General features: G+C 49.1%; 13 protein-coding genes. 8 read left to right on the top strand and 5 right to left on the bottom strand.

Annotated features, from left to right (window positions below):
• The first annotated feature begins 187 nt into the window (after positions 1 to 187).
• Both dld and M977_RS17280 read left to right on the top strand, forming a co-directional pair.
• Positions 188 to 1,933 (top strand): D-lactate dehydrogenase, encoded by a 1,746-nt coding sequence (gene dld / locus M977_RS17285; RefSeq protein ID WP_064517304.1) that lies wholly within the window; start codon positions 188 to 190, stop codon positions 1,931 to 1,933.
• A 118-nt stretch (positions 1,934 to 2,051) separates the two neighbouring features.
• Positions 2,052 to 2,615 carry a GNAT family N-acetyltransferase gene (locus M977_RS17280; protein WP_064517301.1) on the top strand — a complete coding sequence of 188 codons (564 nt, stop codon included), beginning with the start codon at positions 2,052 to 2,054 and terminating at the stop codon, positions 2,613 to 2,615.
• A 125-nt stretch (positions 2,616 to 2,740) separates the two neighbouring features.
• Here the strand turns inward: M977_RS17280 and pbpG are convergent, their stop codons facing one another.
• Positions 2,741 to 3,682 (bottom strand): D-alanyl-D-alanine endopeptidase, encoded by a 942-nt coding sequence (pbpG, locus tag M977_RS17275; RefSeq protein ID WP_064517298.1) that lies wholly within the window; start codon positions 3,680 to 3,682, stop codon positions 2,741 to 2,743.
• A gap of 133 nt (positions 3,683 to 3,815) precedes the next feature.
• Positions 3,816 to 4,403 carry a Yip1 family protein gene (locus tag M977_RS17270; protein WP_064517294.1) on the bottom strand — a complete coding sequence of 196 codons (588 nt, stop codon included), beginning with the start codon at positions 4,401 to 4,403 and terminating at the stop codon, positions 3,816 to 3,818.
• 297 nt (positions 4,404 to 4,700) lie between these two features.
• Here M977_RS17270 and M977_RS25505 point away from each other — a divergent pair, with 297 nt between their 5' ends.
• Entirely contained in the window at positions 4,701 to 5,933 is a 1,233-nt protein-coding gene (locus M977_RS25505) for an MFS transporter (RefSeq protein WP_064517291.1), read from the top strand.
• Between the two features lie 345 nt (positions 5,934 to 6,278).
• Entirely contained in the window at positions 6,279 to 6,848 is a 570-nt protein-coding gene (locus M977_RS17260) for a DedA family protein (RefSeq protein WP_064517288.1), read from the top strand.
• Here the strand turns inward: M977_RS17260 and M977_RS17255 are convergent.
• From M977_RS17255 to M977_RS17245, 3 genes are all read right to left on the bottom strand, one after another.
• Entirely contained in the window at positions 6,845 to 7,618 is a 774-nt protein-coding gene (locus tag M977_RS17255; protein ID WP_064517285.1) for an SDR family oxidoreductase, read from the bottom strand. The two genes, M977_RS17260 and M977_RS17255, sit on opposite strands and share 4 nt — an antisense overlap.
• Before the next feature lie 65 nt (positions 7,619 to 7,683).
• Positions 7,684 to 9,129: a multidrug resistance outer membrane protein MdtQ gene (mdtQ, locus tag M977_RS17250; protein WP_064517282.1), complete on the bottom strand. Its 1,446-nt coding sequence runs from the start codon at positions 9,127 to 9,129 to the stop codon at positions 7,684 to 7,686.
• Positions 9,130 to 9,294: 165 nt separating this feature from the next.
• Positions 9,295 to 9,759 (bottom strand): winged helix-turn-helix transcriptional regulator, encoded by a 465-nt coding sequence (locus M977_RS17245; RefSeq protein WP_064517279.1) that lies wholly within the window; start codon positions 9,757 to 9,759, stop codon positions 9,295 to 9,297.
• 242 nt (positions 9,760 to 10,001) lie between these two features.
• Between M977_RS17245 and M977_RS17240 the strand changes: the two genes are divergently transcribed.
• The 4 genes from M977_RS17240 to M977_RS17230 all read left to right on the top strand — a co-directional run bounded on the left by M977_RS17240 (position 10,002) and on the right by M977_RS17230 (position 13,243).
• A complete protein-coding gene (locus tag M977_RS17240; RefSeq protein ID WP_064517666.1) occupies positions 10,002 to 11,150 on the top strand; it encodes an MFS transporter in 1,149 nt (382 codons plus the stop codon).
• A gap of 130 nt (positions 11,151 to 11,280) precedes the next feature.
• Entirely contained in the window at positions 11,281 to 12,018 is a 738-nt protein-coding gene (locus tag M977_RS17235) for a class I SAM-dependent methyltransferase (protein WP_064517276.1), read from the top strand.
• Between the two features lie 106 nt (positions 12,019 to 12,124).
• Positions 12,125 to 12,208, top strand: coding sequence for a small membrane protein YohP (yohP, locus tag M977_RS26010; RefSeq protein ID WP_072009412.1), 84 nt, complete (start codon positions 12,125 to 12,127; stop codon positions 12,206 to 12,208).
• A 120-nt stretch (positions 12,209 to 12,328) separates the two neighbouring features.
• Positions 12,329 to 13,243 (top strand): LysR family transcriptional regulator, encoded by a 915-nt coding sequence (locus M977_RS17230; protein ID WP_064517273.1) that lies wholly within the window; start codon positions 12,329 to 12,331, stop codon positions 13,241 to 13,243.
• Positions 13,244 to 13,296 lie beyond the last annotated feature (53 nt).

Below are 13,296 nucleotides of genomic sequence, written 5' to 3'. Positions count from 1 at the left end.
TACTCTCTTGCTCAAGCCGCCACAGAGGGCCGCACGAAGTGATAAGACGAGCAGTGTGCCACAAGGTTACTGCTGTAAGAAGTGTCGCTTCGGTGTTATGTGCTGATTTTTCGAACCTTTAAGACGATTCATTATCGATTTGCGAGCTATGCTTGTAGTCGTCAATATTTTCCCAAGGAGCGGATAAATGTCTAACCCTACGCCATCCCAAAAACAAACATTTATAAATGAGCTGAACCGTCTGGTGGGCAGCCAACATGTATTAACCGATGCGGCAAAAACGGCACGTTATCGTAAGGGTTTTCGTTCAGGCCAGGGCGATGCGCTGGCAGTAGTGTTCCCCGGAACACTACTTGAGTTATGGCGTGTTCTAAGCATTTGCGTCAGTACCGATAAAATTATTCTGATGCAAGCCGCTAATACTGGCCTGACCGAAGGCTCAACGCCGAACGGCAACGATTACGACCGCGAAATTGTCATTATCAGCACGTTGCGCCTGGATAAATTGCAGCTGTTAGATGGCGGAAAGCAGGTGCTGGCCTTCCCTGGAAGTACGCTCTATCAACTAGAAAAAGCCCTAAAACCATTAGGTCGTGAGCCCCATTCAGTGATTGGTTCATCGTGCATTGGCGCGTCGGTAATTGGCGGGATTTGTAATAACTCCGGTGGTTCACTGGTCAAACGTGGCCCGGCATATACCGAGATGGCGCTATATGCCCGTATTGATGAACAAGGCAAATTAACGCTGGTGAACCATCTGGGTATCGATTTGGGTGTGACGCCCGAACAGATTCTCGGCAAGCTCGATGACGAGCGCGTAAAACCTGAAAATGTGCTCCATGACCAGCGCCAGGCCTCCGATAAGGATTATGCCGAGCGTGTACGTGATGTAGACGCTGATACCCCATCGCGCTTTAACGCCGACCCAAGCCGCCTGTTTGAAGCCTCAGGCTGCGCCGGAAAGCTCGCGGTATTTGCTGTGCGTCTCGATACTTTTGTGGCAGAAAAACAAAATGAGGTGTTCTACATCGGCTCCAATAAACCAGAAGTGCTGACTGAAATACGCCGCCACATCCTGGCTAATTTTGAAAACCTGCCGGTGGCGGGCGAGTACATGCACCGCGATATTTACGATATTGCCGAAGTGTATGGCAAAGACACCTTCATGATGATCGACAAACTCGGCACCGATAAAATGCCGCTGTTCTTCACCCTGAAAGGCCGCACCGATGCGTGGATTGAAAAAGTTCCGTTTATAAAACCCCACTTCACTGACCGCGTATTGCAACGCCTGAGCGGCTGGAGCCCAAGCCACTTACCTCCACGTATGAAAGAGTGGCGCGGTAAATACGAACACCACCTGTTATTGAAAATGTCTGGGGAAGGCATTGCCGAGGCCCGTAACTGGCTGGAGAGCTATTTCGAGCAGGCTGAAGGTGGCTTTTTCGTCTGCACACCAACCGAAGGGGCGAAAGCCTTTTTACATCGTTTTGCCGCCGCCGGTGCCGCCGTGCGTTATCACGCAGTGCACGCCAATGAAGTGGAAGACATTCTGGCACTCGATATTGCCCTGCGTCGTAACGACCAGGATTGGTTTGAGCATCTACCGCCAGAAATCAGCAGCCAGATAAGCCACAGCCTCTATTACGGCCACTTTATGTGCCATGTTTTCCATCAGGATTACATTGTTAAGAAAGGGGTTGATGCTCATGCATTGAAGGAGCAGATGCTTGAGTTGCTGCGTACACGTGGTGCGCAATATCCGGCAGAACATAATGTCGGACATTTGTATGAAGCACCTGAAAGTTTAAAACAATTTTATAAGGCGAATGACCCGACCAACAGCATGAACCCAGGGATTGGTAAAACTACAAAGCACAAGTGGTGGGAAGAGCAGGCTTGTAGCCATACGCTTCACCACGATCCCCATTAAGTGAAGCTGTCAACTGCCAGAACTCGCGCTGTTTTTCGCTTGTTTTTCGTACTAAATTAAAATACGAAAAGTGGTGTGACCTCATGCCACTTTGATTTTTTACGTACAGGAGCGAGAAATGTCTGTCCTCGAAACAATGCCGTCCGCTCGGATACAGATTCGTGATGCCACTAACGATGATATCCCATCCATCACTGCTATTTATGAATGGCACGTCCTGCACGGTCGGGGATCTTTTGAGGAGTCCCCTCCAACATTCAGCCAAATGGAAGAACGTTTGCAAGCCATACGCAAGCAGGAACTTCCCTGGCTGGTGGCACTGTATAGCGGAATTGTGGTGGGTTATTGCTACGCAACTGCCTATCGCCCTCGTCCGGCGTATCGTTTCACAATTGAGGATTCGGTGTATATCGACGCCAGCATGACCGGGCAAGGTATTGGACGCGAACTCTTAAGCCATCTTATAGAGCGTTGTGAAAATGGGCCGTGGCGGCAAATGGTGGCGGTAATTGGCGATGGCGAGAACAATACCGGTTCATGTCGCCTGCACAGTCAACTCGGTTTCGAAGTGGTCGGTCAATTACGTAGTGTGGGGTTTAAGCTTGGCGGATGGCGGGATACGATAATTATGCAGCGTCCGCTCAATGCAGGAGACAGGACGCAGCCGAAATTCCCTTCATAGTTCAAGCTGCAACTGCGTTGGCTGCGTTCATTCGCCCAAATCACTTAGTTAACTAAGCTCATTGGGACTCTTTCACTTGCCGCCTCGCCGCAACTCGAACTATTTAGGGAATGATTTTAAATGCCTTAATCGTCGATCGCGTTGCCTTGAATACTGTTACTCGCCATCTGCGCAGCCTTTTGCTTTTTATACGCTAATGCCGAGCCTGGAACTGGGGTCACCTTGCCAGTTTCCAGGTAGGAACGCAGACGGTTTGCATCCGCAAAGTGGGTATATTTCCCAAACGCATCCAATACTACCAGCGCCACCGGGCGATTGTTAATCATGGTGCGCATCACTAAACAATGTCCGGCATTGTTGGTAAAGCCGGTTTTGGTCAGCTGGATATTCCATTTATTGTTATAAACCAAATGGTTGGTATTACGGAATGGCAGCGTGTATGGCGGATTGCTGAAAGTAGCCATATCTTCTTTAGTGGTGCTCAACTGGCCGAGCATCGGATATTGCTTAGAGGCAATCAGCAGCTTAGACAAGTCACGTGCCGTAGAGACGTTGTGAATCGAAAGCCCGGTCGGCTCAACATAACGTGTATGTGTCATGCCAAGAGATTTCGCTTTAGCATTCATCGCACGAATAAATGCGTTATAGCCACCAGGATAATGGTGTGCCAGGCTCGCTGCCGCACGGTTTTCTGAAGACATTAATGCCAATAGCATCATGTCTTTACGGTCGATTTTACTATTCAGGCGCACGCGGGAATAAATTCCTTTCATTTCCGGCGTTTGGCTAATATCGACACTCAGCATTTCATCCATCGGTAACTTCGCATCAAGCACTACCATTGCCGTCATCAATTTGGTAATTGAGGCAATCGGGCGTACCAAATCAGGATGGCTGGAATAGAGAACTTTATTAGTTTGCAGATCGACGATCATGGCACTGCCAGAGGCGATCTCTTGCCCGGCACTGACCTGTTGTACGGTGGTTTTATTCGCAGCCTGGGAAGCGAATGGTACGGCAATCATCAGCGCAAGGCTGAGCAACGATAGACGGATTTTTGTCGGCATGGTGACACTTCTGTAATTATTCAAAAAAATAATGTGTCCTTCGAATCTCTTCACAGCGCGTATGAATAGATGAGGCGCCAGCATAATACGCTGACGCCCCTGAAAACTGCCACTATTGATTCGTAAACAAGTATCAAAATAGACGGTAGCCATAACCCCAAAGAATAACACTCAGGGCTAACAGTACCTCAAGCACCAGCACGCCAATGGCGAGTGTTGAGCTGGAAAAGCTCATCCCCTCTTCTTTGTTGATGCCAAGGAACTCAGGCACCCCTACATACAATAGGTATCCGGTATAAATAAGGGCTGCGGCCCCTACCAGCACGCACAACCACACCAATGGATACAATGCGACTAAGCCGCTGATAAACAGCGGGGTTGCAACGTAACCTGCAAACACCATGCAACGAGCAAGCGACGGACGATGCGGGTAGTTACGCGCCATCCACCAGATGACCCGCCCCATGACGGCCACACCAGCCAGCATCAGGGCATAAAACAGTACTCCTAGATAGAAGCCGTTAAACATCGATAATTGAACGAAGGTACCATCACCAAAATTCCAGCCAATTTGGGTTGTGCCGATAAACGCACAGATAACCGGAATGGCCGCCATGATTAATACATGGTGAGTGTAGTGATGCGTTACCGTTTCGTTCTCGCGTTTTATGTCCTGCATTTCACGATTAGGATGGGAAAAAAGCCCCCAGACATGACTCATAACGCCTCCTGACATGTCAAAAAAATCGATTGAGCACAGTCAAAGTATAATGCACAGCGGCTTGATTGTTTTTTAATCATCTGAAAATATCTGCATGCTGCAAATAGCAAAATTTATGCCGCCACGTTGACGAAACGGCGAAAGAGTCATATTTAAATAACACCGCCCAATAATGCTTTATCAGGACAGCTCCCCAATGTAATTCCGTAACCAATAAGCCTGTATCTACACGATGACTTTGTCATTTCTCACCTCTGTTGAGAAATGTGCACTTATTGGATTATTACGGAAACAATCATGCTAAAAGCACTATACCAGGCCCTGGCTGACAAACCGTGGCTACTACTTCTTGGGTTCTCTTTTGTTGTTTCATCTATCGGAAATGGCATAACCTACATCGTCATTTTTAGCGAACTCATTCGCCTGGCGGCACCGACAACCTCACTAGCCCTCGCCTACGTTCTTTCTACCGTTCCTGGTTTAATTGGCAGCAAAATAGGCGAGCGCTACTGCCAAAGTGCAAACCCCTTCAAGATTCTGATAGTGGGGGAATGTTTGGGTATGCTAGGTCTTCTCGCGCCACTCAGCGCTGTAATGACGGGTTCTATTCCGATGTTTCTCATTGCTCAGACCGCCTCAGCATTCACTATCGGGATGACATTCCCGGCAATCAGTAAGATTTTTAAAACGGGACTGACCGAGAAAGAACTGCCGGTTGCCACCACACTCGAAACCATCATTTTCGCCTGCTATGTGATTTTTGGCGTTTGCCTGGGTCTGTTGCTGCTAGGGCATATCAGCGTAATGTCACTGCTGGTTCTCGATGCTTCAAGCTTTGTCATCGCACTAATATTATTAAGATTGTCGCAGTCACGTTTCGCTAAAACCTTCATTAAAGTTTCCCCCTCACAAGCGCAGATTAATTGGCGAACATTGTCAGGCGTACAGCGGCGTGGGATTTTACTTTTACCCCTGCTGGCGTTAGCTGCAGCCCCTGCCATGGCACTGCTACCCGCACTGGTTCCACCAACATTTTCAGGTTCTGAAGCGCAAAGCATGGCACTGGCGTTACTTTTCGCCCGTAGTCTCGGGCAGTTAGCGGGCCCATTAATCTTAAATCCTGAGAAATTTGAGAAAAAAAGTAACAGTAATGTGCTGATGGTCAGTTGTCTGTTCGCCTTTATCACCTGCTACGGTTTAGTCCCCTTTTCACCGTCAAAATATCTGGCGCTGGCGTTCATTTTTATGGCTCACCTGTTCTCAAACGTGGTGTTTTCATTGGCGATTTATACCATCCTGAAGAAGTTTGATGAGGTTCATATCTCGGCCGCAATGGCAAAAAGTTACCGGTTACAAATGATGGTAACGGCATTGGTTTCCATAGGTGCAGGTTACTGTGCGCAGTATTTTGGCGTGGTTTATTCACTGTATTTATTCAGCGGAACGGGGTTTGTATTGATTGTTATGCTTTCTTTAGGCGAGCGTTGGCTAAAACAAAAGTCGGTAAATTTCCGATCTGAGCAGCAATAAGCGAGAAAGCACACAGAAGTGTCGTAACAACCGCTATACCCAAAATAATTCGAGTTGCAGGAAGGCGGCGACGCAGTGACAAATTCGTCGGGAACGAATTTGACCAGCCAAAGGCTGGCCTCCGGTGAGAGACAGGAGTCTCTCATTAATCCCCGGGAGCTTACTCCAGTAAGTGACTGGGGTGAGCAAAGACAAATCTGCCGGGAGCAGATTTGAACGCAGCTTGCTGCGGCCCCAAAGGGGCGAGGCCCTGGGACGGGCCGAGTAATACCAACGCACCTGCAACTTGAAGTATGACGGGTATATACTGATGTTGTAAAAGAACAAGGAGTTAGATTCATCATTGTGGATATTAATAATCTGATTGAGCATTACGGCTATGCCGCACTGGTTGTGGGTAGCATGGCGGAAGGGGAAACAATTACGCTGCTAGGCGGTGTTGTAGCACACCAGGGGCTGCTCAAATTCCCACTTGTGGTGCTGTCTGTCGCACTCGGCGGCATGATTGGTGATCAACTGCTGTATCTGGTTGGCAGGCGTTTTGGTGGCTCAATTTCACAGCGTTTTAAAAAGCATCAGAAGAAAATCACTAAGGCGCAGAAGCTGATTAACCGCCACCCTTACTGGTTTGTGATAGGTTCGCGCTTTATGTACGGTTTTCGTGTGATTGGGCCGATTTTAATCGGAGCCAGCCGCCTTCCCCCGAAAATTTTCCTGCCTCTTAATATTGTTGGCGCATTAATTTGGGCAACGCTTTTCACCACCCTGGGTTACGTGGGCGGTGAAGTTGTTGGCCCATGGCTGCATAACCTGGACCAACATATTAAGCACTGGATTTGGCTGCTCGGCGTGGTCGCCTTAGTGTGGCTGGTGCGATTGTGGTTTAAACACCGCGAGAATAAACAGCAAGACTAACCTTTCGGTTTAAAATGCGGGTTGGCAAACATAAAACCACCGTCGACGATAAACGATTGCCCGGTCGTGTAGCTGGCACTTTCTGAACAAAGCCACGCGACAAGGCTGGCGATTTCTTCGGTATCCCCCGCTCGCCCCAGCGGGATTTCCGGGATTTTGCTCCCCGCGCCGTCGCCTTCTTTCATGTCGTTCATCGGCGTGGCGACAGCCCCGGGCGCCACGGCATTGACCAGAATGTTATGGTGCACCAGCTCCATTGCCATTGATTTAGTTAACCCACCCAACGCATGTTTTGCCGCCGTGTACGCGCAGGCTTCAGGAAGCGGCGTGTGCTCGTGAACAGAGGTGATATTCACGATTCGCCCACCCTCACCTTGCGAAATCATCGCCCGTGCCACTTTTTGCGAGCAGAGAAATGCGCCGTCTACATCGACAGTAAAAAGCTTACGCCACTCTTCGAGAGTGACATCAAGGAAAGGATTTTTGCTCATCGCTCCCGCATTATTCACCAGCGCGTCGACACGTCCGAAGCGGCTAATCAGCTCATCAATACCTGCGGCTCCGTGCGGGAGGTTGGCTAAATCAAGCTGCACCGTTTCGGCTCGTTGCCCGAAACCTCTGACCTGGTCTGCTGTTTCTTGCGCACCTTGTTCATCGGAATGCCAGGTAATACCCACGTCATAGCCCTGCTGCGCGAGAAGCAACGCGCATTTTTTGCCAATTCCTGAATCCGACGCCGTGACGATAACGACTTTATTAGCCCCAGACATCACCACCTCCAGACTACTTTTTGACCTGTACGTAATTATAGGAGGTGGTGAAAAATCTGTGTTCGTTACGCTTTTCCTGCTCGATAACCACCACCTAATGCAGAGACTAACTGCACATCAGCGTTCAGCCACTGGCCGTGGAGTTGTATGGCTTTGGCCTGCTCGGAGAGGTCTGGAAGCAACGCGGCACTCATCTTCGCACCGGAAATAATACCGGCTTTATAACGAGCTTGAGCTAGCGTCTTGAGTTTTTGCGTGTCTTGCAAAACGGTAACCTGATGCTGGTTTTCAGCTGCAATAGCATTTAATTGGCTGGCTGCTTTCTCCACATCGTTTACCGCTCCAACAACAGCTTTGTTGTAGCTGGCAATCGACAAATTACTTTCCGCGCGCACAATATCGAGGTTGGCATTGAGACGGCCGCTGTCGAAGATTGGCAGCGTAAAGCCCCCTATCACACCCATTTGCTGAGCGGAACCGCGGAACAAATCACTCAAGTGCAGAGCATCATTTTGCAAGAAGGCACTCAGGTTTACATCCGGGTAGAAAGCGGCTTTTGCGGCATCAACACTACTCAGTGAGGATTCGATGTACCAGTGCGCCTCCTGAAGATCTGGGCGACGTGCTAACAATTCATAACCCATGTGATCAGGTACCTGGCTTTTCACGCTCGGCAACGATACACGTTTAATATTTGATGCGGCATGGGTATCACCAGTAATTGCGGCGAGCTGCGCTTTAGCCATGTTGAGACGCCCATCTATTTCATCAATCTGCTGCTGAGTTTTCACAAAATCGATATTGGGTTCTACGCCGTCCACAGGTGAGTTAATCCCTTCGGCATACAGACTTGTTTCTACATCTACTATCTTCTTCTGCGCAGCAAGCGTTTGTTGTTTCACATCTTTTAATGCCAACAGGGTCTGCATATCCCAATACAAACGCACGACATTTGCCGAAATAACCTGTTTCGCCTGGGCCAGTTCCGCCTGTTTCGCCCTCATAACCCCCACTTTAGCTTCCACTTCCGAGCGGTTCTTACCCCACAAGTCCAGATCCCAACTGGCGGTCAACCCAAAGTTACCGTTGGTGTAGTACGGGCCTGTAGTACCCGCGGCGGGATCAGTCAGGGCAAATGGCCCCATCACCCCCTCCTGAGACATTTTCTGGCGCTCAATGTTGGCTGAGAAATCCATCTGCGGCCCGTCGCTTGCCTCCTGCATTTGCGTCTGAGCCTGGGCAAGTTTAATGCGCTGTTGCACGACGGCGAGGTCTGGTGAGTCTTTGAGTGAGCGTTCTACCAAACTGTCTATCTGGCTATCGTGGTAACCACGCCACCAATCGCTGCCCGGCCAGCCGTGAGCCAACTCAGGCGGAAGTTTGGTATCTAGCTGTTGTGGAGGAGTTTTTTGAGCGAGAGGTGCATCGTCATCATGCATTGGCGCGCAGCCAGACAAAACGAGCATTAACGCGACGCCAGTCGCCGCGAGAGGGAAACGTGAGGAAGTCATAATTAGCCACAGAGTAATAGAAAGGGCTCAGGTTACGTATTCCGGGAATGAAAAGTTTAGGTATCAGTGGCAATACACATAAGGTTAATAAGGGATACAATTTGAAATTGATTTATGTCACTTATTATTACCATGCTAAATATAATTATAGTTACTACATCTTCTTTATGCGCTGTCTGCGGTTTTGACCACCAGGCGTCTGTGGCAGTCTCCCGCCTCAAGTTTTTTCCCCCGAGCGGAACGTACTTCTAGTGGCAAAATGGTCTGCTCAAGCTCGTTATCCAGCAACACAGAGTGCGTCTCTCCTTTTTCGAACATGTAACGCTCGCCCCACTGGCGCATAGCGACAACGATAGGAAAGACGGAACGTCCGCATTCTGTGAGCACATATTCTTTATAGGCACTACCGTCTGAAGCTGGACGTATCTCAAGCACCCCAAGTTCGACCAACTGCTTCAACCGTGCAGCCAGAATATTTTTTGCCAGACCCAGGTTTTTCTGAAACTCGCTGAACCGGCGAACATCGTCAAATGCCTCGCGAATTATCATCAAACACCATCGCTCGCCAATCGCCTCTAAAGTCCTTGCGACAGGGCATTCGCTGCCTGTGAGTGATTCCTGTTTAGCCATTTGAGCTTCCTTTTAATCGCGTACTTATATTTCGAGAGCATAATCGCATAATAAACTGGTTGCAAAATAAAACCACCACTGATAAAAACAAATAATCTGGTTGCTAAAAGCAACTACAATGTCACTGGGAACTAGCTATGAATATGAAACCAGTCGTATCAGTCATTAAAAAAGAAATAACAGCTGGCAGTACTGTTTCTAAAACAAAAAATAATAGTCAAAATCACGCGCTGGCTGCTCCTTTGTTAACACCAGCTCTAACATTTCTCTTTTCATTGACGTCTGCGCTTGCCGTCGCGAATGTTTATTTTGCGCAGCCTCTCCTCGAATCTATGGCAAAAAGTTTCAGCGTACAGTCAGCTGCGATCGGTATGGTTGTGACAATGACTCAGGTCGGATATGGGGCTGGCCTACTTTTTATCGTTCCCCTTGGCGATATCGTTAATCGTAAATATCTCGTCATTACCCAGATGGTGCTTTTAGCGACAGCATTATTCATTGCTGGTTTCTCTCAAAACTGGGCAACATTTCTGGGGGCGATGGTTTTTGTCGGACTAATGGCAGTGGTCGTTCAGATAGTCGTGGTCTATACGGCTTCGCTGGCGGCAGCACATCAGAGAGGAAAAGCCGTCGGTACTGTGACAAGTGGCGTGGTACTGGGCATTCTCCTGGCTCGTTTTACATCAGGTGTCATTGCCGACCTTGCTGGGTGGCGAGCCGTGTATTTGAGCTCTGCCTGCCTCATGCTAATGATGGCTGGTGTACTTTACAAAGCAATCCCCTCCTTGCCACAGCCACGGGTTAAGAGTTCTTATTGGGTGCTGATAAAGTCAGTATTTATGCTTTTTATAACTGAACCAACGCTAAGAGCCAGAGGGATATTTGCCCTGCTTATTTTTGCCGCTTTCAGCGTATTGTGGACATCCATGGTATTACCGCTAAGCGCGCAATCGCTCTCACATACTCAAATAGGTATGTTTGGCCTGGCAGGTATTGCTGGGGCATTAGCTGCGTCAAAAGCCGGGAAGTGGGCCGATCGGGGCATGGGACAACGTACTACGGGGTTATCACTGATCTTATTGCTGCTTTCCTGGTTACCCATTGCATTCGCCGAAAGATCCCTCCTGTTACTAATTGTTGGTGTCATAGTTCTGGATTTCGCCGTACAAGCGGTACATGTGACAAACCAGAGTCTTATATTTTCCGCAATACCTAATGCACACAGCAGCCTGGTCGGGGCCTATATGTGCTTTTATTCTTTGGGCAGCGCACTGGGCGCCATCGCCTCAACCCAGTTTTACTCACTTTGGGGTTGGTACGCAGTATGCGCGTTAGGTGCAGGAATCAGTGCGGCAGCTTTGCTATTCTGGTTATGGTCACAGAAAGAATGAAATTACAGCCAGAGGCATGGATTTTCTAAAGATATAATTTGAGCAGTCCAATGTCTCACTATCAGCTCAGCAACGCAGACTTCTACCTGCTGATAGCCTGCCAATCACGGCTTTGCGAACAGGAGTTGCAATGACACAAAATATCTATGATAACCCGGCATTTTTTGAAGGATACGCCACGCTCGAACGCTCGATTAAAGGTTTGGATGGCGCACCTGAATGGGCAGCAATGCAAATACTGTTACCTGAACTGCAAAGCAAATCGGTGGTCGATTTAGGTTGCGGTTACGGCTGGTTTTGCCGTTACGCACATGACCAGGGTGCCGCAAAAGTACTGGGGCTGGATGTCTCCGTAAAAATGCTGGAGAAGGCTCGGGAGATGACAACTGGCGAAGGTATTGTGTATCGCCGTGAAGATCTCGAACAGTTGCAGCTTGAGCCACAAAGTGTCGATCTGTTTTACAGCTCACTTGCCCTGCATTACCTGGAAAATATAGACGCGCTGTTTGCAACGCTTCATCAGGCGCTGGTGCCCGGTGGCATGCTGGTGTTTTCAGCAGAACATCCAATTTATACCGCACCAATGCAACAGGGTTGGCTGGCTGACCAGACCGGGCAAAAATCCTGGCCGGTGAATCACTATCAGCAAGAAGGCGAGCGCATTAGTAACTGGTTTGCCGACGGTGTTAAAAAGCAGCATCGCAAACTTTCGAGCTGGATAAACGCACTCATTGCTAGTGGGTTTGTCATCGAGAAACTTGATGAGTGGGGCCCGAGTGCCGAGCAAATCGCGCAAAACCCAGCGCTTGATGAAGAAAAAGAGCGCCCGATGATTTTTCTGCTGGCGGCGCGTAAACCACTTATCTAATTGCCTTCAACTATTCTCATTTTCCGCTCAAGGGGAGGTCGCTCCCCCCGCGTTTTCCATCCTTGCCTATACTCTTTAAACACTAGTCATAAAATAGGAAGCATTGATGAAAATTATTCTATGGGCAGTTTTGATTATCTTTATTATTGGCTTACTGGTAGTGACTGGCGTGTTTAAAATGATTTTCTGATATCTGCGGGTGCCACCATGGTGGCACCCCTTTGCTTATCCCTTCCTTCGATTTAAATCCCCCGCACTTGCGAACTCTGGTGGCGAAGCATTATTATCACTCCAATTGATTGGAGAAATAATGACTATCAAAGAAAGTGATTTTCGCAAAATTGACCTCAACCTGCTGATTGCCTTCGCGGTTTTATTTCGCGAACAAAGTGTCTCGCTGGCGGCTGATAAGCTGCACCTGGGGCAGCCTGCGGTGAGCGGCTCGCTCGCTCGTCTACGTGAGATGTTTGACGACCCACTATTTATTCGTAGCGGGCATCGCATGCAACCAACTGCACGGGCCACAGAACTGCACACCGAGCTGATGCCATTGCTGGAGCAATTGCAGAGCGCACTGTTCCAACAGGCAGAGTTCAACCCTGCGCATGCGAAAGCAACCGTTACCATCGGCATGAACGATTGGGTAGAGATGTGGCTGATGCCGCAACTGGTTCCTGCGTTGCGCGAGCATGCCCCGGGTGTGCGCCTTAACGTGGTGGCAAGCGATCCTTTCACTGATGCACAGCGTCTGGAAGGTGGCGAAGTGGATATGATCATCAGCGTGGCGAATCAATCAGCGCGCTGGATGGAGCGTGAACAGTTGAGTGCAATGGAGTTTGTCACTCTCTGGAATCCCACTCAGCTACAGCTTGAGGAACCGCTAAGCGCTGAGACATATGCCGCGCAGCAACATGTTCTGGTGAGTTACCGTGAAGCCTCCAGTAGCCACATCGACACATTGTTAGCCAGGCAGGGTCTAAAACGTGAAATTAGCTACACCACGCCACATTTCTCCGCATTACCGGGTTTGTTAAGCATGATGCCTGTGCTTGCGACCGTGCCGCAGGGGCTTTGTGATAGTTGGCAGAAAACATGGGGATTATGCAGCAGCCCAGTTCCGTTGGAGATGGCCCCGTTTGATGTGGCATTGCTATGGCATCAGCGCCATAACAGTGACGCGGCGCTGATGTGGGTTCGTGGGTTTATTAAGCGCCTGGTAGGTTAAGCTTATTTAAAATAAGTGCCATCCGCCAAATGTCGGATGGCACTAGCTTATCC

Source organism: Buttiauxella gaviniae ATCC 51604 (assembly GCF_001654835.1).
Lineage (GTDB): Bacteria > Pseudomonadota > Gammaproteobacteria > Enterobacterales > Enterobacteriaceae > Buttiauxella > Buttiauxella gaviniae.
This window is presented reverse-complemented; position numbering and strand designations above follow the sequence as displayed.

Bases quoted from the DNA above. Each gene is read 5' to 3' on its own strand.
- M977_RS17230 (WP_064517273.1), top strand. From the start codon at position 12,329: ATGACTATCAAAGAAAGTGATTTTCGCAAAATTGACCTCAACCTGCTG.
- M977_RS17235 (WP_064517276.1), top strand. From the start codon at position 11,281: ATGACACAAAATATCTATGATAACCCGGCATTTTTTGAAGGATACGCC.
- M977_RS17245 (WP_064517279.1), bottom strand. From the start codon at position 9,759: ATGGCTAAACAGGAATCACTCACAGGCAGCGAATGCCCTGTCGCAAGG.
- M977_RS17255 (WP_064517285.1), bottom strand. From the start codon at position 7,618: ATGTCTGGGGCTAATAAAGTCGTTATCGTCACGGCGTCGGATTCAGGA.
- dld (WP_064517304.1), top strand. From the start codon at position 188: ATGTCTAACCCTACGCCATCCCAAAAACAAACATTTATAAATGAGCTG.
- pbpG (WP_064517298.1), bottom strand. From the start codon at position 3,682: ATGCCGACAAAAATCCGTCTATCGTTGCTCAGCCTTGCGCTGATGATT.
- mdtQ (WP_064517282.1), bottom strand. From the start codon at position 9,129: ATGACTTCCTCACGTTTCCCTCTCGCGGCGACTGGCGTCGCGTTAATG.
- M977_RS17270 (WP_064517294.1), bottom strand. From the start codon at position 4,403: ATGAGTCATGTCTGGGGGCTTTTTTCCCATCCTAATCGTGAAATGCAG.
- M977_RS17280 (WP_064517301.1), top strand. From the start codon at position 2,052: ATGTCTGTCCTCGAAACAATGCCGTCCGCTCGGATACAGATTCGTGAT.
- M977_RS25505 (WP_064517291.1), top strand. From the start codon at position 4,701: ATGCTAAAAGCACTATACCAGGCCCTGGCTGACAAACCGTGGCTACTA.
- yohP (WP_072009412.1), top strand. From the start codon at position 12,125: ATGAAAATTATTCTATGGGCAGTTTTGATTATCTTTATTATTGGCTTA.